This window comes from Burkholderia sp. WP9, from assembly GCF_900104795.1.
In the GTDB taxonomy this organism is placed as follows: Bacteria; Pseudomonadota; Gammaproteobacteria; order Burkholderiales; family Burkholderiaceae; genus Paraburkholderia.
The window spans coordinates 1876741-1900766 of record NZ_FNTG01000001.1; the positions used below are offsets into that span (position 1 = coordinate 1876741).

Sequence of the window (24026 nt, forward strand, 5' to 3'; positions counted from 1 at the left end):
GCCAAAAATGCGATTCAAACTCGTGCGGCCGGCGTGATGCAGCGCAACAGCCGCGAGGCCGCGATTGTACAGGCTTCGTTTTCCGCCTCTGTAGGCGCGCCGCTCGGCATTTGGTCGAGCGAGCGCCGCGGGCGGCAGGTGTAAAGGTGTAAGTAGGTGTCGCGTTCAGGCAAACCCGCGCGCAGTGTCGCAGGCATCCGCGTGAACTACACGAGCTTCGAGAGCGTGTCCTGCGTCGTCTCGATCACCATCAGGCCGGCGCGCAAACCGGGCTTGACCGTCGCATTCGGGAACACGAGACGCTCCTCGTCGTGCCGCACGACATAGCGATACTCGCCGTCACGCGCGAGCACCGTGTCTTTCGCGAACGGCGTGAAATTGGCGACGTCGGCCGCGACCAGCAGTTCGAACGCGTCGCTCTGCTTGGTGATCTGGTCGATCACCGTGAACGCCCTCGGCATGTCCGCGCGCACCTCGCCCCGCATGCCGGCCACGAGGTGACGCACCGCATGATCGGCGCCAGCGAAACGCGTCAGATCGTTCTGACCGAACGGACGCACCTTGCCGAGTTCCAGCGTGCACGCCTGAGCACCACACGCTTGTGCGGTGAAATGCGAATACGTGTTGCCCTTGGTGGTGTGCAACAGCACCGCACTGATGCGCGCCTCGCCGAGCCACGCGAACATCGCACGCGAAAACGGTTTGCCGGTGTGCGGCAGCAACGCGAATTGCTCGAAGGCGGACGCGCGGATTGCCGTGTGCATGTCGATATGCCAGCGCGCCCCGGGATCGCTCGGCGCGGCCGCGAAGAACTGCGTCGCGGCCTGCTCCAGCGCTGCCGCACGCGGCGCCTCGTAGCTGTGCGGCACCTGCAGATGACGGCCACTGAAGAGGCGGTTCAGATCGTCGTCGCGGTAACGGCAAGCTTCGCGCATCGCGTCGACGTTGCCGAGAATCACCAGCAGGCGGCAGGTCAGCGCGGCTGTGCCACGCGCGATGTCGCGCACGAGAAACGCCAGCAGCTCGATCGGCGCGGTCTCGTCGCCGTGCACGCCGGCGGAGACGAGCACACTGCGCGAGCCCTCTTCCCGCGCCGCGGGCTCCATCAGCAATACGCCGTCGTCCAGCCACGACCAGCGCACACCACCGGCGCACGTGCCCTGTGCTTCCTGCTCGGCCGGCCGCGTGCCCGCCAGCGTGTAGGCGAGAAAATCGTCGAGCAGCGAAACCGGCATATCACGCTCAGCGCTGGAAGTCATACAGCGAACCCAGGCCGAGAATCTGCGTCAGTTCGTCGAGCGCGGTACGCGACTCGGCGAGCAAGTGTGGATCGGTCAGATCGGCCGGCGCGAGGCGGTCCCGATAATGTTTCTCGATCCACGCATCCAGACGGCCGAACAACGTGTCGTTGATCCACACGCCTTGCGTTACTGCCGCGCGTTCCGCGTCGTCGAGCACCACACGCAGACGCAGGCACGCCGGCCCGCCGCCGTTCTTCATGCTTTCGCGCAGATCGAACACCAGCACGTCGTCGATCGGTCCCGTGTGCGCGGTCAGTTCGTCGAGGTAGGCGGCCACGCGCGGGTTTTCGCGGCATTCCTGCGGCACCACCAACACCTGCTTGCCATCCGGGCGCGTCAGCAGCTGGCTGTTGAACAGATACGAAGTGACGGCATCGGCCACGCTCACCTGCGCGTCCGGCACTTCGATCACATTGAACTCCGCCTTCAGGCCGGAGAGCTTCGCACGCAATTCGTCGTAGACGGCATTCTGTTCGACGAACGCCAGTTGATGGCAGAACAGCGTATTGCGATTGCCGACCGCGATCACGTCGTTGTGGAATACGCCGGCGTCGATCACGTCGGGATTCTGCTGCGCGTAGACCGTAGCCGCGTCGGCCAGACCATGACGATGCGCCACGGCACGGCTCGCTTCAAACGTTTGACGCGCCGGGAAGCGCTTCGGCTCCGGTCCGCGACGATACTCGCTGCGGCCGTACACGAAGAATTCGACGCCACGTGTGCCGTATTCCGAGCAAAAGCGCGTGTGATTCGCCGCGCCTTCGTCGCCGAGCGCCGGCGTGCCGGGCAGCGCCTCATGCACCGCGAAACGGTCGGCGTCGCTGAAAATCGCGCGCAGCGTGCGGCGCGTCGATTCATGTTCGATCGCGCGATGCAGCTTGCTGCACAGATTGGCCGGCGTGAAATGCACCCGGCCGTCGTGCGTATCGGCGGACGGGCTCACCGTTGCCGCATTCGCGGTCCACATGGCCGAAGCCGAACTCGCCGCGGCCAGCAACTCGGGCGCGTCTCTCGCCACGCGCGCGATCACCGTGGCGTCGTCGCCGGAAAAACCGAGCTCGCGCAACAGACGCATCGACGGCCGCTCCTGCGGCGGCAGCACGCCCTGATGAAAACCGAGATCGGCCAGTTGCTTCATCTTGCGCAGGCCTTGCTTGGCCGCGGCCTTCGGATTCGCAACCGACTTCTCGTTGTTCTGCGACGCGACGTTGCCGAACGACAGCCCCGCGTAGTTGTGCGTCGGGCCGACCAGGCCGTCGAAATTGGCTTCAGTGGCTTGCATCGTCGATCCTTAGAATTGAAGGCCCGGCGAGACGCTCGCGGGCATTTGCAGTTGCGCGCTTTCGACGGAAGCCATCGGGAACGCGCAGTAGTCGGCGGCGTAATATGCACTCGGCCGGTGATTGCCCGAGCGGCCCGGCCCGCCGAACGGCGCTCCCGACGAAGCACCGTTGGTCGGCCGGTTCCAGTTGACGATGCCCGCGCGAATCGTGCGCTGGAAGTGCGTCCAGAGCGCTTCGTCGTCGGCAAGCAGGCCGGCGGAAAGACCGAACTCGGTGTCGTTCGCCTGCTCCAGCGCTTCATCGAAACTGCCGTAGCGGATGATTTGCGCCAAAGGCCCGAAGTGTTCTTCGTCCGGCAGGTTCTTCACGGCGGTCACGTCGAGAATGGCCGGCGTCACAAAGCCGAGCTTCGGATCGCGCTGCTCCATTTTCAGCAGCGCTTTCGCGCCGTCGGCCAGCAGGCGTTCCTGCGCGGCGACGAGTCGCGAGGCCGCCCGCGCCGAAATCACCGCGCCCATGAACGGCTGCGGATCGGCGTTATATTCGCCGACGCTGATGCGCGAAGTGACCTCGGTGAAGCGTTCCATGAAGAGATCGCCCTGAGCATCGTTCGGCACGAAAATGCGGCGCGCGCATGTGCAGCGCTGCCCCGCCGACAGAAACGCCGACTGGATCGTGTGATGCACGGCGGCGTCGATATCGGCCACCGGCCCGATCACGAGCGGATTGTTGCCGCCCATTTCCAGCGCCAGCACGATCTCCGGGCGGCCGCCAAACTGTTTGTGCAGCAATGTTCCGGTATCCGAACTACCTGTGAAGAACAGGCCGTCGATCTGCCGGTGATTGGCCAACGCAATGCCAGTGTCTTTTTCGCCTTGCACGAGGTTCAGCACACCTGCCGGCAAACCGGCGTCGCGCCAGATCTGCACCGTGAGCGCGGCCACGCCCGGCGCCAGTTCGGACGGCTTGAACACGACCGCATTACCCGCGATCAGCGCCGGCACGATATGGCCGTTCGGCAGATGCCCCGGAAAGTTATACGGCCCGAATACGGCCACCACGCCATGCGGACGATGGCGCAAAACGGCCGTGCCGTCCGCCATGGCCGAGCGCTTCTCGCCGGTGCGCTCGTTATAGGCCTGAATCGAAATCTCGACCTTCGCCGCCATCGAAGCAGCTTCAGTGCGCGCTTCCCACAACGGCTTGCCGGTTTCGCGGCCGATCGCTTCCGCCAGCGCTTCCTTGCGTTCGGTGACGAGCGCGGCGAAGCGGCGCACCACGGCGCAACGTTCGTCGAGGCTCAATGCCGACCACGTGGCGAAGGCACGGCGCGCGCTGCGCACCGCGCGGTCCACGTCGTCAGCCGAGGCGCTGTTGCCTTCCCACACCGCTGCGCCCGTGCCCGGGTTGCGCGACGCGAATGCGGGTCCTGTGCCGGCGGCCCATTCGCCGTCGATGAAAAGCTCGCTCATGATCATCCCTGTTTATGTTTCTGCGGCAGCACGCGCACGAGCTCGCCTGCCTTGACGTCGAGCGCCGCGGCCTCGGCCTCGCTCAGACGGAACACGCCGTCCTGCGGCACGCCCGCCACCACGCCGACGCGAAAATCGCCCAACGACGTATTCGACACCATCGATTTCGGCCCGTCCTGCGGCGCACCCGAGCTTGCCGTGCCGATTTCGACCGGCACCACCACGCTCTCGCGCACCGTGCGCAAGTCGGCGATATGGCATTCGAGAACCGGACCCGCGTCGAAGATATCGACGTGATTCTCGTAGCGCAGCCCTTCCGCTTCGAGCATGCGGCGCGCCGGAATCGTGTCGTTATGCGTGAGGCCCACGCAGTCCTGCGCCTCTTGCGGCAACAACTCGACATACACCGGATAGCGCGGCATCAACTCGGCGAGAAACGCCTTGCGGCCGTGCGAACTCAGGTAGTCCGCCGCGTTGAAGTCGATCTGGTAGAAATGCGAGCCGACCGCGCGCCAGAACGGCGAGGTGCCTTCCGCGTCGAAGTGGCCGCGCAATTCCGCGCACAAACGCTGCGGAAAGCGCTCGCGAAACTGCGCGAGAAACATGAAGCGCGATCGCGACAACAAGCCGCCCACGCCGCTCGTGCGGTAACGCGGACTCAAAAACAGCGAGCACACTTCCGCGTAACCCGTCAGGTCGTGCGAAATGTTCAGCGCGCGCATGCGCGTCCAGATGCCGAGGTCCTGGCTCGCATGCACCACCGTGCTCACGCGATAGTTGTAGAACGGCTGCTGCAGGCCCACCGCGGTTTCGATTCCGCACACGCCGGCGACGTCGCCCGTATCCGTGTCTTCCATCACGAAGAAGTAGCCGGCTTCGTACGGCTCGGCCTTGTCTTCCATCGTGCGGCGCGCGCGTTCCACGCGTGCCGCGAGCGCCTCGCGGTCCGGCTTGAAGGTGGTCAGTCCCGGACCGGTTTCCTGCGCGAGCCGCATGAGCGCGTCCACATCGCCTCGTTGCACAACGCGAACCACGATCATCGTGCGTCTCCCGATTGTTCGTCCTGCTGCGACTGGTGCAACGGCACGCAGCGCACCGTGTCGCCCTCCTGCACGCCGAGCGCGGCACGCGCCGCTTGCGGCAACGGCGCGCCGGCTTCCTTGCCCGCCGCCAGTTCGCCAAGCACGCAACGGAACTCGCCGTCCGCGCCGTTATGCGCGATCAGATACATCGCACCGTTAGCCGCCACGTTGCTCTCGCGCACCTCGCGTGTTTCGTTGCGCGTGACGCAGGCGCTGCGATCCACTTGCGCGGTCAGCACTGGCCCCGCGTCGAAAATATCGACATAGCGATCCGTCTCGAAGCCTTCCTCGAGATGGATGTCGTACGCGAGCAAGGCCTTCGAATCCGGCTCGCCGAGCACGCGCTGCGCCGCTTCGGGCAGCAACGGCACATAGATGGGATACGTGGGCATCACTTCGGCGATGAAGGTGCGGCTGCGGCCACCCGATTCGATCTCGATGTCGGCGAAGTCCCGGCCGAAGAACTTGCGCCCCACCGCTTCCCAGAATGGCGACACGCCTTTCTCGTCGGTGACGCCGAGCAGCAGCGAAAACACCTCCGGCGTAAACCGCTTGCGATTGGCGGCGATATACATCATCCGGGCACGCGACATCAGATGCGCGGCGGCGTCGCCACGCAGCGACGGGTCGATGTAATAACCCGCGAGGCGGCTCTTGCCGGTCAGTTCATGCGACATGGTCAGCGCGTGAATCTTGCGGTTCACGTGCAGTTCGCGCGACGCATGAATCAGCGCGTCGTTGCGAAACGCGTAGAACGGGTCCGAATAACCGGCCGCGGCGACGATGCTCGCCGTGCCCATCAGCTTGCCGCTTGACGCATCTTCGAGCACGAACAGATAGAACTCCTCGCCCGGAAAATCGACTTCCGCGCGAAACGAGTCTTCCGACAACGCGACGCGCGCTTCAAGCGCGCGCCGGTCGTGCGGCAGGGAATGCAGCACCGGTTGCGCGGTGCGCGCCATATGCTCGAGCGCGTCGAGATCGGCGAGGCGGCCTGGGCGTACAAAGAGCATCATCGTTCCTGTTGAATGTGGCGCGTGATCAATGCTGCGGCTCAGTGCGACGCCGCTTCAGCTTTCGCGCCGACGATACCTTCGATCGCCTGGGTCAGACGCGCGAAGCCCTCGTTCATGTCGTCGAGCGGCATGATCAGCGACGGCACGAAACGCAGCACATCAGGACCGGCCATCAGCATGATCACGCCATGCTGGCCGGCGGCCGTGACGAAGTCTTTCGCGCGGCCCTTGAAGGCATCGGTCAGTTCCGCACCGATCAACAGGCCCCTGCCGCGCACTTCCTTGAACAGGCCGAAGCGATCGTTGAGCTTCGCGAGGTGATCCTTCAGCGCAACGCTACGCGAACGCACGCCTTCGAGCACCTTCGGATCGCTGACCAGTTCGACGACCTTTTCGGCGATCGCCGCGCCGAGCGGATTGCCGCCGTACGTCGTGCCGTGCACGCCGACCTTGAAATGCGCGGCCAGTTCAGTGGTGGTCAGCATCGCGCCGATCGGGAAGCCATTGCCGAGCGCCTTGGCGGTGGTCAGGATGTCCGGCGTCACGCCGGTTTCCTGGTACGCGTAGAAATAGCCGCTGCGGCCCACACCCGTTTGTACCTCGTCAAAAATCAGCAGTGCGCCATGCTGATCGCAGGCTTCACGCAGTGCCTTCAGAAACGCCGGATCCGCCGGGATCACGCCGCCTTCGCCCTGAATCGGCTCGACGATCACCGCGCAGGTTTGCGCGCCGATGGCTTTCTTCGCCGCTTCGATATCGTTGTAGGGCAAGTGGGTGATGCCGGCCGGCACCGGGCCGAAGCCTTCCGAATACTTCGGCTGGCCGCCGACGCTCACCGTGAAGAAAGTGCGGCCGTGAAACGACTGCGTAAACGAGATGATTTCGATCTTGTCGGCGCCGTGGCGATCGAACGCGACGCGGCGTGCCAGCTTCAACGCGGCTTCATTCGCTTCCGCGCCCGAGTTGGCGAAGAATGCGCGGTCGGCGAAAGTCAGCTCTTCGAGGCGTTTGGCCAGACGCAGCACCGGCTCGTTGGTGTAGCCATTGCCGATGTGCCACAGCTTGCCGCCCTGGTCGTGCAGCACTTTCAGCAGTTCGGGATGCGCATGACCGAGCGCAGTGACGGCGATGCCGCCGGCGAAGTCGATATAGTCGCGGCCTTGCGTATCCCAGACGCGTGAGCCGAGACCGCGATCCGGCACGAAGGCGGCGGGAGAAAACACCGGCACCATGACTTCGTCGAAGGTCTGGCGTGTCACTGTCAGGTCGTTCATGGCAAATCCTCGTTACAGGTGAGAGGTAATACAGCTAGTGTAGGTAACTGCGCCCGATACGTCTTGCGCATACGCGACGCTTTCTATGAGCTTCCACGCGAGCGGGCGGCGTTCGGTGAATGAGCAGCGGGCTTGAATCCGCGCTTTGGGCCCTTGCCGCGGTCCGCGCCTTGGCCCGCGCTTCAGTCCACCTGATCCGGCCGCTCGATCAGCGCGCCCGGCCGCGGCTCGCTGGCCGCGGCGCCGCTCGCGCCGGTCTGCTTGTCAATCCAGTTGCGACGATCCTCTCGCGGTGTGACACCAAAGCGTTCGCGGTACGCATTCGAAAAGTGCGCCGCCGACGAAAACCCGCAAGCGAGACTGATCTGCACCACCGATTTGCTGGTGCGCTGCAATTGCGTGCGCGCTTTGGAAAGCCGCAGCCCCAGATAGTATTTGGACGGCATCGAGCCGAGATACTGGCGAAAGAGGCGCTCCAGTTGCCGCCTCGACACGCCCACCAGACCCGCGATCTCGTCGGTGGTGAGCGGATCTTCGATATTCGCTTCCATCAGCAGCAAGGCGTCGTTCAGGCGGGGATGGCGCTCGCCCGGCGCGGTGACGAACGGAATGCGCTGACGCTCCTCGCCCGCGCGCAACGCGCCGACGCCGAGCGTATCCGCAATGCGATCCGCGAGTTCGGGGCCGTGCTCGCGGCCGATCATCGCCAGCATGAAGTCGACGGTCGCCTGGCCGCCCGCGCAGGTGGCGCGATCGCGGTCGATTTCAAAGATCTGCTGCGTGACGATGGAGCGTTCGAACTGCTCGGAGAACTGCTGATAGGTTTCCCAGTTGACGCTCACGCGGTAGCCGGACAACTGCCCTGCCATGGCGAGCCACCACACGCCGTGGTGAATGCCGGTGACGAGCGGCGTGCGCTGACCGACCCGCGAGAGGCTGGCGAGAAAGAGGCGATAGTCGGCGAACTGCTGAAACCGCTCGCTGACGATGATCAGCCAGTCGCACGCAATCGCGTCGCCGAAAGCGGCGTCGGCCGGCCATTGCGCGCCGCCCGCGAGCGGCACCGCGCGGCCGTCCCACGAGCACACCTGCACGCGGTAGAGCGCGCGGCCGTCGATTTCATTGGCGAGATTGAGGGCGTCGACAATCGGCCCGACGCCCGACATCGACACGGGCGGCAAGGCGACGATAGCGACTTGCGTGGTGCGAGCCGGGCTGGACGTGCGAGCCATCGCTGAAACGGATTAAACGCTACGGCGCGAGCCGCGCGTTACTTCAGGCTGCCAGAAAGGAACTGCTTGAGCCGCTCGCTGCGCGGCGCGCTCAGGACTTCCGCGGGCAGGCCTTCTTCTTCGGTGCGGCCTTGATGCAGGAACATCACATGGTTCGACACGTTGCGCGCGAAACCCATTTCGTGCGTGACGACGATCATGGTGCGGCCTTCTTCGGCGAGCTTCTGCATGACCTTCAGCACTTCGCCGACCAGTTCGGGGTCGAGCGCCGAAGTCGGTTCGTCGAACAGCATCACGTCGGGGTTCATGGCCAGCGCGCGGGCAATCGCCACACGCTGTTGCTGACCGCCCGACAGATGCGACGGATACTGCTTTTCGAGGCGCGGTGCAAGACCGACCTTCTCGAGATACTCACGCGCGCGGTCTTCGGCTTCCTTGCGCTTCAGACCCAGAACATGAATCGGCGCTTCGATGATGTTCTCGATCACGTTCATGTGCGCCCACAGGTTGAAGTGCTGGAACACCATGGCGAGCTTCGTGCGGATGCGCTGCAACTGCTTGTGATCCGCGACTTCGAGATTGCCGGCGCGGTCGGTTTTGGTCTTCACCGCTTCGCCGTCGACGACGATCTGCCCGGCGTTCGGCCGCTCGAGAAAATTGATGCAGCGCAGAAAGGTGCTCTTGCCCGACCCGCTCGCACCGATAATGCTGATCACGTCGCCCTTGTTCGCGTTGAGCGACACGCCCTTGAGCACTTCGTTGTCGCCGTAGCGCTTGTGGATGTCCTGTACGGCGAGCTTGCAAGCTTCGGTTTGAGTCGTGTGGAGCAAGATGCTCTCCCTTTGAAAATACGGATCAATCTTCATGACGGCGCGCGACTGCCGCGCCGCCCACTGCAAACACGGCACGTTTCAATGCGTGCGCACCGCGAGATAGCCTAGCCAATGGCGCTCGGCGCGGCGGAACAACGCCACCAGCACGAACGACACCACCAGATAGATCAGCGCCGCGAGGCCGAACGCGTCGAACGACTGGTAAGTGGCCGAGTTCGCGTCGCGCGCCACCTTCAGGATGTCCGGCACCGTGGCCGTGAAGGCGACCGTGGTGGCGTGCAGCATCAGGATCACTTCGTTACTGTACAACGGCAAGGCCCGGCGCAGCGCGGACGGTATCACAATGCGGCGGTACATCGTGAACCAGCTCATGCCGTAGGCGCGCGCCGCTTCCACTTCGCCGTGCGAGGTCGAACGGATCGCGCCGGCGAAAATTTCCGTGGTGTACGCGCACGTGTTCAATGCGAAGGCGAGAATCGCGCAGTGAAAACCGCTGCGGAAAAACGCGTCCAGCAGTTGATGCGAGCGCACGAATTCGAGGCTGTACATGCCGGTGTAGATCAGCAGCAGTTGCACGTACAGCGGCGTGCCGCGAAACACGTAAGTGTAAAGACGCACCGGCGTGGAGAGCCAGCGCTTCTTCGACACGCGCGCCACCGCCAGCGGAATCGCCGCGCAGAAGCCGATCCCGACCGACGCCACCAGCAGCCACAGCGTGACCGCGAGACCCGAGATGCGCTGGCCGTCCCAGTACAGAAACGCGCGCCAGAATTCATTGAGAATGTCGATCATGGTCTTAAAGCTCCGCGTGCCGCACACCGATCGAATAGCGCTTTTCCAACCAGATCAGCACGAGATTCGAAGCGGTGGTGATCGCCAGATAGATCAGCGCGGCGACCAGGATGAAGAAAAACATGTTGAAGGTGCTTTTGCCGGCGTCCTGCGCGGCTTTGACGACGTCGGCGAGACCGATGATCGACACCAGCGCGGTGGCCTTCACCAGCACCTGCCAGTTGTTGCCGATGCCCGGCAGCGCGAAACGCATCATCTGCGGAAACAGGATGCGCGTGAATACGCGCGCGCCGCTCATGCCGTACGCGCTGCCCGCTTCAAGCTGGCCGCGCGGCACGGCGAGAAAAGCGCCGCGGAAGGTCTCGGTGAAGTACGCACCGTAGATGAAGCCGAGCGTCAGCACGCCGGCCACGAACGGATCGATATCGAACTGCGGGAGATTGAGCGCGTCGGTGAGATTGTTGACCGCGATCTGGATGCTGTAGAACAGCAGCAGCATCAGCACGAGGTCGGGCACCGAGCGGATCAGCGTCGTGTAGCCGGTCGCGATTGCCCGCAGCGGGCGGTTGAACGAAAGTTTCGCCGCCGCACCCGCGAGGCCGAGCAGCACCGCGGCCGCCAGCGACAGGACGGACAGCTCGATCGTCTGGATCGTGCCGGCCAGCAACACCGGGCCAAAGCCGTATAGGAACACGCGTGTCTCCATCCAGGTTGTTTGAGGATGTCTTGGACGGTGTCGGCTCATGCCTGCCCGACTCGTCCAGCATGGCGCGGAGTCTCGCAAGCGAAAATTAAATTCTCAAAGGCGCGCGGGCGTTTTGCTGCAACGCAACAGAGCGGCCCTTGGCGCATTGCACGGCGTGCAGGGCTTGGTTTTGAGGGTTGTGGGAATTTGTAAGGCAGGCAGCGCGCGGCGAGCGCCGCCGCGATTTAGCAAGTTTCGGGTCGCTTTTTCGATAGACGGCGGACCGCCGGAACGCCCTAATCGATGCCCAGGCGCGCCCGAATCGCCGGCAGCATGTGCTCCACCGCCGCGCGCCCCTCCTCGATGGCAGGCGCCGCGCGATGAAAATCGAAGATCCCCATGCCGCCCAGCCGCGGCTGGATCAGAATGTCCGCCGGTTCGCCCGCCAGACGGCTGCGCGTAATCCGCACCTGCATGATGTCGATGCTTTGTGCGATCGAACTCAGCATGGACGGCACGCGCGCGCTCGGTGCGGGCGGCACGCGCACGTCGTCCGTGACGCGCGCATCGGCGGGCGCGAGCCAGCGTGGCCAGGGCTTGCCGTTGCGGCGTAGCGCGACCGCCTGAGGCTCGGCCGGGTCGATGGCCGGCGTATCGACCACCGCGCCGCCGAAATCGCGGCCGTTCAGGATATCGTTGTTCAGATCGACGGCGATCACGCAATCCGCGCGCATGCCCCGCGCCACCGAAACCGGCACCGGGTTGCTCAAACCACCGTCCACCAGCCAGACGCCGTTGTGCCACACCGGCGTGAAAATGCCGGGAATCGCAATCGAGGCGCGCACCGCCTCGACCACACTGCCGTCCTGCAGCCAGCTTTCGCGGCCCGAGTCGAGTTCGGTCGCGACCGCCGCGAACGGCATGTTCAACTGCGCGATCGAACGGCCGTTGAACTTGTCGGCGAACAACTGGATCACCTTGCGCCCGCCGAGCAGGCCGCCCGAAAGCCGCAGATCGAGCAGGCGCACCACCGTCTGCCAGGTGAGCCGCGAGACCCACTCTTCCAGCCAGTCGAGATCGCCGTTCGCATACACCGCGCCCACCAGCGCGCCGATCGACGTGCCGCAGACCACATCGGGCCGGATGCCCGCATCGTGCAACGCGCGAATCGCGCCGATATGCGCCCAGCCGCGCGCGGCGCCGCCCCCCAACACCAGCCCGATCCGGCTGTATCGACGTCGACGTATCATGATCTTCCCCGCTTGCTCTCTTTTATCACTCACCGCTATCGCCCACGAATCACGTCAGAGCGCGATGTCGTGTACACCTTCTGATACTGGTCGAAATGCACGTTGAAAATCCCTTCTTCGGTCACGCCGCCTTCGCGCCACTTCCAGCTCCACACGGTTTCCGGCTTGAGCGGAAACACCGCGACCTGGCCGGGCTTGCCGAGCAGGCGGCGCACTTCGTCCTCGCTCATGCCGATGCGGATCTTTGCGAAGTTGGCCGCCGTCAGCACCTGCGTGATGGCCTGCAATTTACCGTCGCGATCGATGTCGACCATGTACGTATTCAAGCCTTGCGGGCCGCGCGGATACTCGAAGCGTTTCGAACCGTCGGTGAAGGTGCGCTCGGTTTCCGGCTTGCCCATCTGGTCGCGAATCTGCGCTTCGGTCGTGACGCCCGGCGTCATGTCCTTGAGCAGTAACGCGTCCGGTTTGACGGCGTTGAAGAATTCCTTGAGTTTTCGCACGGCGCGGTCGCTCTGTTGGTCGTCGCAACCGGTCAACGCGACGGACGCGGCCAGCATGGCGACAGTAAGCAGTTTCAGGCTCACAGCGGATTTCCTGTTCGGATGCGGCCCGCGAAAGCCCGCATCCCGTTGTGTAGTGTCCGCTACAGGATAACCGCGCACGGGCAAAACCGCGAGCGGGCGCCGCACGGCGGTGTGCGCAGTCGCACAGGGTGCGCAACGGTGACGAAGGCGGAGGCGGATGCCGCGGAGGCGAAGTTAGAAGCTGCGGAGTTAGAATTCGCGGGGCGAAGTCGGCGACGGCGGAAGGCCACGCGAAGGCGAGGCTCCGGCCGCACGGGCGACGCGCGGGCCACACGCGAAAATCGCGCGCAAAACGGTCGCCACAAGCAAAAAGGCGACGCTGTGCAAAGCGTCGCCGGGTCGGTCGATACGGTCGACCGGGAAAGTAAAATCGGCCGTCCGGCCGACTAAAAACGAAGCGCCACGGACGACGCGCAGCGGTCTGGTCCCGGACGAAGCGGTGAGCAACCTTGGCTGCTCACCTCGCGCCATCGCCGGAATGGCAAACCGCTGCTTGACTGGCCGCCCTGGTCCCTCGATAAGCCTTCCAAGTGCAGCTAATCTAAACGGATTGGCGGATTTAGACGAGAGCGCGTTTACACCGAATCGGCAGATGATTTGCTTTGAGTGGCAGCGCTTTCATAGGAATGCCGACCGCGCACGCGCAGCGCGCGAGATTGGCGTGCGGGAATTCAGCCTTGCGGTCGCGGTGCGCGACGCTTGCGGCGAACTCGTCCGCGAGTTGCGCCAGCAAGCGTCGAATGCATCTCGCTATCGAGCGGATGACGCCGTGTCTCGGCGCTGTCGGCAATCACGGGCATTCATGCGCAAATGCCTGTCGACCGCATCAAGGCAAAGGGAAACTGCGGTCGAAGCTCGGCCGCACGTCCAGATGCGCGCGGATCACATTGGCCGCTTCGTAGGTGTCCGCCGTGCGCTGCTGCGCGGCCACGACGCTGTCGTCGATCGCCACCGGATGCACCTGGCCGCGCTGATAGACGGTCTTCAGCACCTCGGGCGGCAAACCCGTAACGCGCGACTGCATCGCCGCGACTTCGTCGGGATGCGAGAGCGCCCAGCGCTGGCCGATCGCCACGCGCCGCAAAAAGTCGGCGAGCTGCGTACGCTTGTCGGCGATCGCGCGTTCTGTCGCCACCTGATAGCTGAGACCTTCCGACAGGCCCACGCCGTTGGCGATGATGCGGTCGTGATCGCGCGCTTCGCCGAGCGCGGTGTACGGGTCCCACACCGACCAGGCGTCGACGCTGCCCGAGGCGAGCGCCGCTTTCGCGTCGGCCGGCGCGAGGAACACGAAGGTGACGTCGGCGAGCGGCACGTTGGCTTTCTTCAACGCGGCGAGCGCGAGGTAGTGGCCGATCGAGCCGCGCGTCGTGGCAATGCGTTTGCCCTTCAGACTCGCGGCGTCGTTCAGCGGCGAATGCGCGCCGACCACGATCGCCAGATCCAGCGGCGTCGAGCGTGTCGCCGCGACCGCTCTCACCCGCGCACCGGCGGCAAGGGCGAACACCAGCGGCGCATCGCCGAGACCGCCGACGTCGACCGCGCCCGCATTCAACGCTTCGCCGAGCGGCTGCGCGGCCGGAAAGTTGAACCATTCGATCTTGTACGGCAGGTCTTTCAACTGGCCGGACGCTTCGAGAATGCCGCGCGTCTGCAAGGACTGATCGCCGACCTTGAGCACGGGCAGATCCGGTGCATAAGACGGCGCGGCGCATAGCGACGCTGACACCGCAAGCGCGGCAACGCCAGTCGGCAGCAACTTCACGCGTTGCATAACAGATCGGATTGCAGAAGAAAAACGAGAAGTCGTCATGGCAGCGCGTACATCGTCGCATCGAGTGGATTTGCAACGACGATAAGGCACGCCTTTGTATAAGACAAACGCATTATTCTGCTAAGCAAATATGCGAATTTTCTTCGGCTACAAGCGGTGAGCGCGCACGATACGAGTATGATCGAGCGCATTCTTTTGCACCATCATTGGTCACCGCCCACCATGAAGATCGACGAAATCGACGCCTACGTCACCGTGATTCGCTGTGAGTCGCTGCAGCAGGCGGCGCTCTCGCTCGGCCTCACGCAACCGGCCATCACGCGCCGTCTGCAAAATTTCGAAGAAGCGCTCGGCGTCGAATTGCTCGACCGTAATACGCGGCCGCTGAAGGCAACGGCCACGGGACGCATCGTCTATGAGCAATGCCGTGTGATCCAGCGCGAACTCGACGTGCTGCGCGAGATCGTCGCCGCCGACACGCCGCCGGTCGGCACGCTGCGCCTCGGCGTCGCGCAGACGATCGCCGATATCGCGCTCAGCGAAGCGATACGCGGCCTGAAAACGGACTATCCCAATCTGCAGGCGCGCGCCTCGACCGGCTGGGGCGGCCAGTTGCTGCAACAGGTCGAACAAGGGGAACTCGACGCGGCAGCGATCCTGCTGCCCAGCAACAAGACCTTCGACGAGGCGCTGTCGGCCCGCTCGCTTGGCCGCATCAAACTGGCCGTCGTCGCGCAGAAAGGCCTGCTGAAAAAACGTGCGCACACGCTGACGGAATGCCAGTCGATCGGTTGGGTGTTGAATCCGGACGGCTGCGGATTCCGCGACGGTTTACAGCGCGCACTCACCGGCCTCGGGCTCGCTCTCAAGCTGAACCTGGAAACGCCCGGCACCGAGTTGCAGTTGCAGCTCGTCGCCGACGGCAACGGTCTCGGTCTGGTGCCGCTACCGCTCCTGCAGGCGAGCGCTCATGCGAATGCGCTCGATATCGTCCCGATCAGCGACTTCAAGCCACTCATCGACATCTGGCTCGTGCAGCCGCGCGTGCTCGGCAAATTGCAGCAACCTGTGGAGCGCTTCGGCGCCGCGATCGAGCGGCAGTTCAAGGAAGCGCGCGCGCAGCGCGCGGCCTGAAACGCGCGCTGCGCCCTGCTGTTTCGATTATCTGACTCGACTGCTGCTGCGAGCGTTGCGAACACTTCGAGCACTCGCTGCAAGCCAGCCGCTCAGATCACGCGGAACCCAGCCGCTCAGATCACGCGGAACCCATGCGTACCATCGCGCCCAAGCTGCGCGACAAGACCATATTCCCACTCCAGATACGCATTCATCGCCTCGCGCGCGTTATCCGTGCCCTCATAAGGACGCCGGTAGCGATCGATACGCGGCGACGCCAGTCGCGTCTCGCCGCTCTCGACGGGCAAGCCGGCCTCGATCCACGCCGCCGTGCCGCCCCGCAGCACCTGCACCGGCTTGCCGGTCAATGCCGCGACGTCAGGCGCCGCAAAACGCGCGAGCAGACTACTTCCGCAGGTCACCACGTAGCGCTGCGCATCGGGAAGCTTGAGCAGCGCCTTTTCCAGTTCGCCGCGAATCACGAACCACGCGCCGGGAATATGCCGCTTCACGTAATTGGCGCTGGTGGTGAAGTCGAGCACCGCCGTGCCCGGCGATTGCAACAGCGTGACGAGCTCAGCCGCGGAGATTTCGTCGGCGTCGGGCGGCGTGGGCGCATGACGGGCCGCGGGCGCCGCGCCTTTTTCGCCGAAGTCGGCGGCCGTCAACCCATCGACCACATACACGTCGACATTCATCTGCGCGAGCCACGACGCGGTCATGTTGGCACGCACGCCGTCGTTATCCGCAAGGATCACGCGCGCGCCGCGCACCGGCGCGAATATATCGGTTTCCTGCACGAGCTGGCCGCCCGGCGCGCTACGAAAACCGGGCACGTGACCCGCTTCGTATTCTTCCGGCGTGCGCACGTCGAAGCGATACACGGTGCGCACGGCTTCGCCGGCCCAGCGGCGCGCTTCGTCGCGTGAGGTGCGGCCCACCCTCGCGCGATCCGCCACCGCGCGCGCGGAGTCGGCGGCGGCCAGACGCACCTTATCGTCGACGATCGGCTCGAAGCGGCGCGAACTGCCGTGCGCAAGCGCCTGCCCGGCCAGCGTCCAGCCGATCGTGCCATTGCGCAGCGCCGCGACCGGATTCGGCACGCCCGCATTGATCAGCGACTGCGCGCCAATAATGCTGCGCGTGCGCCCCGCACAATTGACGATGATCCGCGTAGCCGGATCCGGCGCGAGCTGGCGGGCGCGCAGCACCAGTTCGGCGCCCGGCACGCTGACGCTGCCGGGAATATTCATGGTGTGATATTCGTCGAAGCGGCGGGCGTCGAGCACCACCACGTCGGCTTCATGGTCGAGCAGCGCCTGCACCTGCGGCGCGGCGAGCGACGGTGTATGGCGCTCGCTTTCCACCAGTTCGCCGAATGCCTTGCTCGGCACGTTGACGTCCTGGAACAACTCGCCGCCGGCCTCGCGCCAGCCTTGCAAACCGCCTTCAAGCAGGGCGACGTCGGTATAACCCAACTCGGTCAAACGGCGCGCGGCGCGTTCGGCGAGCCCTTCACCGGCGTCGAACACCACGATCGGCACGGCCTGGCGCGGCAAACGCACCGGCGCGTCGAGTTCGAGCCGCGAAAGCGGCAGATTCGCTGCAAACAGCGGATGACTGCGGGCGTGCGGATCTTCCTCGCGCACGTCCACGAGCGCGATTTCCTCGTGCTCGAGCAGTGCGTAGCGCACATCTTCGAATGATCGGGTACGAAATGCCTGAACGAAACTCATGAGATCGGAGACTCCTTCGCTACATTCCAGATATTCGGCAACACGTCGTTTGCGTAGCCGGAAATAAACAGCTTGCGGGCGGCGCCGCCCAGATAGACGGACCGTTTCACCGCGCCGATATTTGCACCGTACACGTGAATGCTGATCGACGTACGGTCACCAAAAGCGTTACTCACGCGATGGATATCGCCAATGCTCGGCGACACCGCATCCACCGCGCCGGCATCGAGCCGTTTTGCCGCACCCTCTTCCTCTAGCGCGCCGTCGGCGGTGACACGGTACCCCTGCGCAATTTCCGCGCCACGTAGTACGCCGATCAGCCCCCAGCCGACACGTAGCGGGAAATTGCTCAAACAAATGAGCGACACATGTTTATTCCCAACCTGCATACCAATTCGATTTTGAGACACCGGAGTCAGTAATATCTCGATCCTTACATGCCAATGAGGTGAACGAATGCCTTGGATCTACCGTCAGAACACCGGTCGAATCGAGCACGACGGCACTCTTGCCGGAGTCGGATATAGCGGACGCGGGCGAGGAAAAAATAACCCGTCGCGACAAAATGAGGCCATGATCGGACCCATTCCGCGAGGAACCTGGACGATCGGCGCGCCATTTACTCATCCACATGCCGGTCCTTACGCAATGCGACTCACACCTTTACCTGGCACTGTTACCTACCGCCGCTCAGGCTTCATGATTCACGGCGACAGCACCGCTCATCCGGGCGCTGCGTCCGACGGCTGCGTGATCGTCAATATCGTCACGCGCCGGTGCATCTGGGAAAGCGGCGACCACACGATCGCGGTGACCCTGTGAGGGCCGCCGCCATTGTGGCCATGCTGACGGCCCCTGCCCTGTGTTTCGCCGGCTCGCCTTCGCAATGCGCGAGTTGGCCAAAAAATATAACGCCGCTCATTCTGAAAAACGTCGGTATCACGGATCCGGTCAAAATTGACGACTCGAAAACCAAGGCAGTGCGGATCGCCTCGGAAAAAATCGGCAAAGACCTTTGGCGCGATGTCTACGACATCACCTTTTACGAACAAACCGGACACGCAATTGAGGTCATCACGTCAAGCGAAGCCAGTTCGGCAGAGTGCTCAATGTCCGATCCCGTCGTGTGGGTCGTGACGCAAAAAATCGACATCAAGTAGTCTGATCATTTCAGCCCTTTGCCAGTGCCGCAGACATGCTGCGAGCGCGCATCGCGAAAGGTTCAGGTAAGCACCTCGGGTTCGTGCTCGACCAGTCCTTCCAGCAGGCTCTGGAACGCGAACAGCGCGCCGCCCGCGCGGCCGACCTGCTCATGCGTGAGCGTGGCGATGTCGTGTGGAATCGCTTGCGGCGTGCCCGCGGCTTCAGCGAGCAGTTGCGCGTGGCACGCGTTGTCGAGCGCGATATACCACCACGCCGCGACTTCCACGCTCGGACCGGCCGTGAGAATGCCGTGATTCTTCAGGATCACCGCTTTGCGCTCGCCGAGCGCGGCGGCAATGCGCGCGCCCTCATCGGTATCGAGCACGACGCCGCGAAAATCGTCGAACAACGCGTGGTCCTGATAGAACGCGCACGAGTCCTGCGTCAGCGGATCGAGCGTGCGGCCGAGCGACGACCACGCCTTGCCATACAGCGAATGCGTATGGGCCGCCGAGACCACGTCGGGGCGCGCTTCGTGAATCGCCGCGTGAATCGCGAACGCGGCCTGATTCACCGGGCCCTCGCCGACCACGATCTCGCCCTCGGCGTTTACGAGCAGCAGATCCGACACACGAATGCGGCTGAAATGCTTGCCAAACGGATTCACCCAGAAGTGATCGGGCCACTCCGGATCGCGCGCGGTAATGTGGCCGGCGAGCCCCTGATCGAAACCGTAGCGCGCAAACAGCCGGAACGCGACGGCGAGCCGCTCCTGCCGGTGGCGGCGTTCCGCTGCGAGGCTCTCGCGCGGCGCAACCTCGTCGAACCAGAATTTGCGCTGCGGCGCGTGACGCTGGATTGCCGGCGGCTCGTCGGCGGTCTTGGTGGCAACGGTGGGAGAAAGGTCGGTCATCGCGCCTCCGTTCACGCCGCCACGCGCTCGTCGCGCGCAATCCGTTCACGCGTGGCGGGAATCAGTTCACGGCCGTAGTCGATAGCGTCTTCCAACGGATCGAAGCCGCGCACGAGGAACGTCGACACACCGAGCGCGTAATACTCGGCGAGCGTATCGGCCACTTGTTCCGGCGTGCCGACGAGAGCCGTCGAATTCGAGCGCCCGCCGATTTCCTTCGCGACGCCGGTCCACAAGCGCTCGTCCACGCGATCCGAGTCGCCCGATGCCGCAAGCAGCCGCCGCGCGCCTTCGCTTTGCGCCGGACCGCCCCGGCCGATCCCTTGTGCCGCGCGCAGCCGCCTTGTTTCTTCGAGGATGTGTTCCGCGCGCTCCCAGGCCGCCGCTTCGGTGGCCGCGAGAATGGGCCGGAACGACACCGAGAATCGCACCGTGCGGCCGTGCTTCGCGGCTTCCGCGCGCACTCGCGCGACCTGCTCGCGCACCTGCGCCTTGGACTCACCCCACAGCGCATAGACATCCGCGTGACGGCCGGCGATTTCGAGCGCGGGCGCCGACGCGCCGCCGAAATACACTGGAATATGCGGCTGCTGCACAGGCTTCACTTCGGAGAAGCCCTGCTCGAAGCGGTAGTACTGGCCGTTGTGATCGAAGGGTTTGGCCTCGGTCCAGATGCGCCGCAGGATATGCAGGTACTCGTCGGTGCGGGCGTAGCGTTCGTCGTGCGACAGGAAGTCGCCGTCGCGGCGCTGCTCGGCGTCGTCACCACCCGAGATGATGTGAACCGCGAGCCGGCCGCCCGAATAGTGGTCGAGCGTCGCCAGTTGACGCGCGGCGAGCGTCGGCGCGACAAAACCCGGCCGATGCGCGAGCATGAAGTGCACCTTGCTGGTCACGCTCGCCGCATGCGCGACCGTCAACAGCGCATCGGGACTCGTGGAATGATGCGGTACGAGAATGCGGTCGAAGCCGGCGGCCTCATGCGCGCGCGCAAACTGTTCGACATAGTCGATGTCGACGACCGGTCCTTGCGCCGCGTGCGTTTCGGACACCTTGCGGGTCTGGATCATGCCGATGAATTCGATGGACACGTGCGTGTCTCCCTGAATGGTTGCTGCCCGGCGGAACGGTGACGCGGCTGGCCGGATGCATGGTTCGCTTCGAGGCGTTTAAGGTAGCAGCGCGGCATGCGCATGTTAAATATTGATCGGCCATATCTATATCGGATTTGCATGTAACGGTGCGGGCTTCGATCGACGCATCTCGCCTGCCCGGCGCCGCGCGCGAGCAAACCCCCTTTCGTGAATGTGGACATCGCGGCACCGTCAGCAGAAAAGCGGAACCTTTGCGAGAATGCCCAATCGCGCGAAAGCGCCGGAAACAACAAGTGAACAGACAATGATCCCCTTCTCGGTCCTCGACCTCTCGCCGGTTACCGCGGGCGCCACGCCGGCGGACGCGTTCAGGAATACGCTCGACCTCGCCCAGCATGCGGAAACCTGGAACTACCAGCGCTTCTGGCTGGCGGAACATCACAACATGACAGGCATTGCCAGTGCGGCGACCTCGGTGGTGATCGGCTACGTGGCGGGCGGCACCAAAAAAATTCGCGTCGGCTCGGGCGGCATCATGCTGCCGAACCATGCGCCGCTCGTCATCGCGGAACAGTTCGGCACGCTTGCCTCGCTGTACCCCGGCCGGATCGATCTGGGCCTCGGCCGCGCGCCCGGCACCGATCAGAGCACCGCTCGCGCGCTACGCCGCGATCTGCAAAACAGCGCGGACTCGTTCCCTGACGATGTGGTCGAATTGCAGCGTTATTTCGCCGACCCCGTGCCGGGCCAGCGCATTCGTGCGGTGCCGGGCGCGGGGCTGAACGTGCCGCTGTGGCTGCTCGGCTCGTCGCTCTTCAGCGCTCAACTCGCCGCGGCGCTCGGCTTGCCGTTCGCGTTCGCGTCGCATTTCGCGCCGGATTACATGCTGACCGCGCTGCAGGTGTATCGCGCGCAATTCCGTCCGTCGGCGGCGCTGGAGAAACCGTATGCGATGGTCGGCGTCAATCTGTTCGCCGCGGATACCAACGAAGAAGCGCAGCGTCTTTTCACCTCGCTGCAGCAGCAGTTCATCAATCTGCGGCGCGGCACGCCGGGCCAGTTGCAGCCGCCGGTCGAGCGGCTCGAGGCCTCGGAGATGGAATTGAATAACGTGGCGCACTCGCTCGCCTGCACGGCACTGGGCGATCGCGATACGGTGCGCGAAGCGTTGAAGTCGATCATCGATCAAACCGGTGCGGACGAGTTGATGCTCACCGCGCAGATCTACGATCACAAGGCGCGGCTGCGTTCGTTCGAGATCGGCGCGCAAGTGCGTGAGGAGTTGGCGGCCGGGACGTAAAGGCGTCGCACGGATGCAGCGTGAGCATCGGGTGTCAGATGTGAAACGCTCGTGTGAATGCCCGCATAACGGCAATGGCAACGGCGAGGGGCTGCTGCTGGCCGAACAGCGACCGATGGGTCGATCGTCATCTGGCGGCGCCCAGCTTCAGATTCCGTTCCGCCCGACCGTCTGAAGCACATCATTTGCATCGATGCCAGGAGACGCCATCGAGGTAAAGGCGAAACGGCGCAGCGCATTCAGTCTGCGCCGCGCTGGCTTCATCCATGTTCGATACCAAGTAGCCGTGCGTCCAGCCTCCGCGCTAGCGCTGCGCCGCCTTCGCGCATCACGGCGTCGTGGTTCCATTGAAAAGCGGGCCGCAACAACGGTGCCAATGCATTCATCCACGCGCGGTTCGTGCGCACACACCAGTCATAGCGGACCTTCGTATGGTTGCGTCCGTCGGTCGAAAAGCTCCACCTGCCGGCGCCGTCGACGTCGCCACTGGCTTTTCCCTCCAGCGCGACTAATGGGTCGACGCGCGTCACCCGCATATCGAACACGAGGCGATACGGCAAGCGGCCTTTCCATGTATAGCGTTGTACAAGGCCCACGCCCTGATCGGAGCCTGCCTGAAGCTGTTCCACGCGCTCGACGCTACTCCACCACTCAGGCCAGCGCGCAGAATCCTGGATTGCCGCCCAAACCTCCTCCACTGGCGCGTCGATGCGCCAGATGGTGGAAAAGCGGTATTCGACCGTCCGCAAACTGCCTCCGTTCTTAGTATTCTTCTCGTCCACCGCGCTCTGACTTCCGGCGCCGCCCAGCCTGCCGCCCCGGAGCCGCACTATCATCGAGAGCGCGAGGGCGCCCGACGCGATACGGATCGACGTAAAACTCGCTGCATCGATACCGGTGCCCTTGAGGGCCAGCCGGCATAGCAACGAATTCGCTGCAAACGCGACCATTGCAAGCAGCGTCAGCACAGTGACACGCACGGGCGACACAGCCCTCCAAAAACGCTGAATCTTCCGCCAGTATCCGGTCATTGCGCCGCCTGTACGAGCGTCAGTGACCGGTCGTCTCTGCCCGAGCGCGGCCTTTTGCAACCGGCCCATGTCGCCCCGTTGCAGCGCTTCGCCCCTCGAAACCTGAACGATTGCTTCCTGGGCCGCCCTGTCATTCCTGAAGGCGAAGCGCACGTAACATCAATGTAATGTGAGCGTCAGCGTGCATCAACCTTCGCTGTACAGAATAAGGGTACTCACTCCCGTTTCCACGCGGTGGTGAGATCGAAGGCTTCCGTCACGGCGGCGTGAAGCTGACCAAAACCAGGTTCGGGAGGTAATTCAACTTCAAGGCCGTTAGATATGTAGCGCTGATCTTGAGTCGCTGGCCGGCTGAGGGTGGGCGATCGAAGGTGCGCCCCGGATCGCGCGCCCCCTGATGATCGGCCCGCTGGCCGTTCTACGACGCGCCGGACAACTTCGACGTGCAAAGGTTCGTTAACCCAGCGAAGGCGCCATTCGAACGTCCGTATGAAGACGCGGCCCAACGGCCGTCGATGACCGGTCACTGCCCGAGGCGGTCGATAGAAGTCGACCCCGAAGCAGACATCGCTCGCGGCTAAATGCAGGCACAGTAGGAGGGTTCTCGAAAAAGCAAAAAACGCGCAGATTGACCTGCGCGCTTCGATCCATTGCAACTACAGAATGCTCACGGCCTAAAGCAAGAACGACAACAGTGGCCTGCAGCATTCGACACCGGTGATTTACGAACCGAAGTAAATCGGCTTCATCCCATGGTTTGCATCCGGACGAATTGAGCCTTGGATTTTGTGCCCCAAGCGAGAAACATCGTTACGGAGCGAATGCAGATGTTGATGGGTTCCCGACAGAGAATTGACCGCCGGAGCCGCCTCATTCGATTGAGCGAAAGACGATACAGCCGGAATAGCGAGAGCGGCGGCCACAACCAGTGATTGAACAAGTTTCATGATCCTTACCTCCAAGACTTGATTTTCCGCAAACACCCGTTTGCGTTTCAGTGCTTTCAGTCTAGGCCGGAGGCGGCTTGTGATTAAGCTCTTGCAGAACAATTGACAGTTGCCGGAATAGGTACAAACCCTTGGTGATTCAAGGGCTGCCTGCCGGCGAAGTCC

The 24026-nt window shown here is 63.9% G+C and carries 22 protein-coding genes and 1 pseudogene; 4 read left to right on the forward strand and 19 right to left on the reverse strand.

The annotated features are described in order from the left end of the window. Positions 1-206 precede the first annotated feature (206 nt). The 13 genes from astE to BLW71_RS08475 all read right to left on the reverse strand — a co-directional run bounded on the left by astE (position 207) and on the right by BLW71_RS08475 (position 14581). Positions 207-1259 carry a succinylglutamate desuccinylase gene (gene astE, locus BLW71_RS08410; RefSeq protein WP_286161951.1) on the reverse strand — a complete coding sequence of 351 codons (1053 nt, stop codon included), beginning with the start codon at positions 1257-1259 and terminating at the stop codon, positions 207-209. Further along, the gene (gene astB, locus BLW71_RS08415) at positions 1243-2583 is read right to left on the reverse strand and encodes an N-succinylarginine dihydrolase (protein ID WP_091795022.1); all 1341 of its coding nucleotides are present in this window, start codon (positions 2581-2583) and stop codon (positions 1243-1245) included. Before astB ends, astE begins: the two co-directional genes overlap by 17 nt. A 9-nt stretch (positions 2584-2592) precedes the next feature. Continuing rightward, positions 2593-4056, reverse strand: a complete 1464-nt coding sequence (gene astD, locus BLW71_RS08420; RefSeq protein ID WP_091795025.1) for a succinylglutamate-semialdehyde dehydrogenase — start codon at positions 4054-4056, stop codon at positions 2593-2595. A gap of 2 nt (positions 4057-4058) precedes the next feature. After that, positions 4059-5096: an arginine N-succinyltransferase gene (astA, locus tag BLW71_RS08425; protein WP_091795028.1), complete on the reverse strand. Its 1038-nt coding sequence runs from the start codon at positions 5094-5096 to the stop codon at positions 4059-4061. Next, a complete protein-coding gene (gene aruF, locus BLW71_RS08430; RefSeq protein ID WP_091795031.1) occupies positions 5093-6151 on the reverse strand; it encodes an arginine/ornithine succinyltransferase subunit alpha in 1059 nt (352 codons plus the stop codon). Before aruF ends, astA begins: the two co-directional genes overlap by 4 nt. Positions 6152-6192: 41 nt before the next feature. Continuing rightward, the gene (locus BLW71_RS08435) at positions 6193-7428 is read right to left on the reverse strand and encodes an aspartate aminotransferase family protein (RefSeq protein WP_091795033.1); all 1236 of its coding nucleotides are present in this window, start codon (positions 7426-7428) and stop codon (positions 6193-6195) included. A 182-nt stretch (positions 7429-7610) separates the two neighbouring features. Continuing rightward, positions 7611-8660, reverse strand: coding sequence for a GlxA family transcriptional regulator (locus BLW71_RS08440; protein WP_091795036.1), 1050 nt, complete (start codon positions 8658-8660; stop codon positions 7611-7613). Between the two features lie 38 nt (positions 8661-8698). Beyond that, positions 8699-9526: an ABC transporter ATP-binding protein gene (locus BLW71_RS08445; protein WP_091800603.1), complete on the reverse strand. Its 828-nt coding sequence runs from the start codon at positions 9524-9526 to the stop codon at positions 8699-8701. A gap of 45 nt (positions 9527-9571) precedes the next feature. After that, positions 9572-10285, reverse strand: a complete 714-nt coding sequence (locus tag BLW71_RS08450; protein WP_091795039.1) for an ABC transporter permease — start codon at positions 10283-10285, stop codon at positions 9572-9574. A 4-nt stretch (positions 10286-10289) separates the two neighbouring features. Continuing rightward, positions 10290-10979 carry an ABC transporter permease gene (locus BLW71_RS08455; protein ID WP_012432581.1) on the reverse strand — a complete coding sequence of 230 codons (690 nt, stop codon included), beginning with the start codon at positions 10977-10979 and terminating at the stop codon, positions 10290-10292. Between the two features lie 287 nt (positions 10980-11266). Further along, complete coding sequence (locus BLW71_RS08460) at positions 11267-12220, reverse strand: patatin-like phospholipase family protein (protein WP_091795041.1); 954 nt, start codon at positions 12218-12220, stop codon at positions 11267-11269. A gap of 35 nt (positions 12221-12255) precedes the next feature. Continuing rightward, the gene (locus BLW71_RS08465; protein ID WP_091795044.1) at positions 12256-12807 is read right to left on the reverse strand and encodes a hypothetical protein; all 552 of its coding nucleotides are present in this window, start codon (positions 12805-12807) and stop codon (positions 12256-12258) included. A gap of 826 nt (positions 12808-13633) precedes the next feature. Continuing rightward, positions 13634-14581, reverse strand: a complete 948-nt coding sequence (locus BLW71_RS08475) for an ABC transporter substrate-binding protein (protein WP_091795050.1) — start codon at positions 14579-14581, stop codon at positions 13634-13636. 222 nt (positions 14582-14803) lie between these two features. On the opposite strand from BLW71_RS08475, the gene BLW71_RS08480 reads away from it, so the two are divergent. After that, positions 14804-15715: a LysR family transcriptional regulator gene (locus BLW71_RS08480; RefSeq protein WP_091800606.1), complete on the forward strand. Its 912-nt coding sequence runs from the start codon at positions 14804-14806 to the stop codon at positions 15713-15715. A gap of 116 nt (positions 15716-15831) precedes the next feature. Here BLW71_RS08480 and BLW71_RS08485 read toward each other — a convergent pair whose 3' ends face one another. Continuing rightward, on the reverse strand, positions 15832-17433 hold the full coding sequence (locus BLW71_RS08485) for a rhodanese-related sulfurtransferase (RefSeq protein WP_091795053.1): 1602 nt from the start codon (positions 17431-17433) through the stop codon (positions 15832-15834). Then, positions 17430-17759, reverse strand: a pseudogene (locus BLW71_RS08490) (cysteine dioxygenase family protein); the annotation flags it as partial. The pseudogene BLW71_RS08490 and the gene BLW71_RS08485, both read right to left, overlap by 4 nt. 130 nt (positions 17760-17889) lie before the next feature. Between BLW71_RS08490 and BLW71_RS08495 the strand changes: the two are divergent. Together BLW71_RS08495 and BLW71_RS08500 are read left to right on the forward strand one after the other, a co-directional pair. Then, positions 17890-18255 (forward strand): tlde1 domain-containing protein, encoded by a 366-nt coding sequence (locus BLW71_RS08495; protein WP_091795055.1) that lies wholly within the window; start codon positions 17890-17892, stop codon positions 18253-18255. Beyond that, positions 18252-18593 carry a hypothetical protein gene (locus BLW71_RS08500; protein WP_286161952.1) on the forward strand — a complete coding sequence of 114 codons (342 nt, stop codon included), beginning with the start codon at positions 18252-18254 and terminating at the stop codon, positions 18591-18593. The genes BLW71_RS08495 and BLW71_RS08500 overlap by 4 nt, the downstream gene beginning before the upstream one ends. Positions 18594-18655: 62 nt before the next feature. Here BLW71_RS08500 and BLW71_RS08505 read toward each other — a convergent pair whose 3' ends face one another. Both BLW71_RS08505 and BLW71_RS08510 read right to left on the reverse strand, forming a co-directional pair. Then, positions 18656-19489 (reverse strand): class II aldolase/adducin family protein, encoded by an 834-nt coding sequence (locus tag BLW71_RS08505; protein ID WP_091795058.1) that lies wholly within the window; start codon positions 19487-19489, stop codon positions 18656-18658. 11 nt (positions 19490-19500) lie between these two features. Next, the gene (locus tag BLW71_RS08510) at positions 19501-20580 is read right to left on the reverse strand and encodes an LLM class flavin-dependent oxidoreductase (RefSeq protein ID WP_091795061.1); all 1080 of its coding nucleotides are present in this window, start codon (positions 20578-20580) and stop codon (positions 19501-19503) included. 307 nt (positions 20581-20887) lie between these two features. Between BLW71_RS08510 and BLW71_RS08515 the strand changes: the two genes are divergently transcribed. Further along, a complete protein-coding gene (locus BLW71_RS08515; RefSeq protein ID WP_091795064.1) occupies positions 20888-21883 on the forward strand; it encodes an LLM class flavin-dependent oxidoreductase in 996 nt (331 codons plus the stop codon). Between the two features lie 260 nt (positions 21884-22143). Here the strand turns inward: BLW71_RS08515 and BLW71_RS42915 are convergent, their stop codons facing one another. Further along, positions 22144-22632 carry an SRPBCC family protein gene (locus tag BLW71_RS42915; RefSeq protein ID WP_091800612.1) on the reverse strand — a complete coding sequence of 163 codons (489 nt, stop codon included), beginning with the start codon at positions 22630-22632 and terminating at the stop codon, positions 22144-22146. Between the two features lie 1004 nt (positions 22633-23636). Beyond that, positions 23637-23861: a hypothetical protein gene (locus tag BLW71_RS08525; protein WP_091800615.1), complete on the reverse strand. Its 225-nt coding sequence runs from the start codon at positions 23859-23861 to the stop codon at positions 23637-23639. Positions 23862-24026 lie beyond the last annotated feature (165 nt).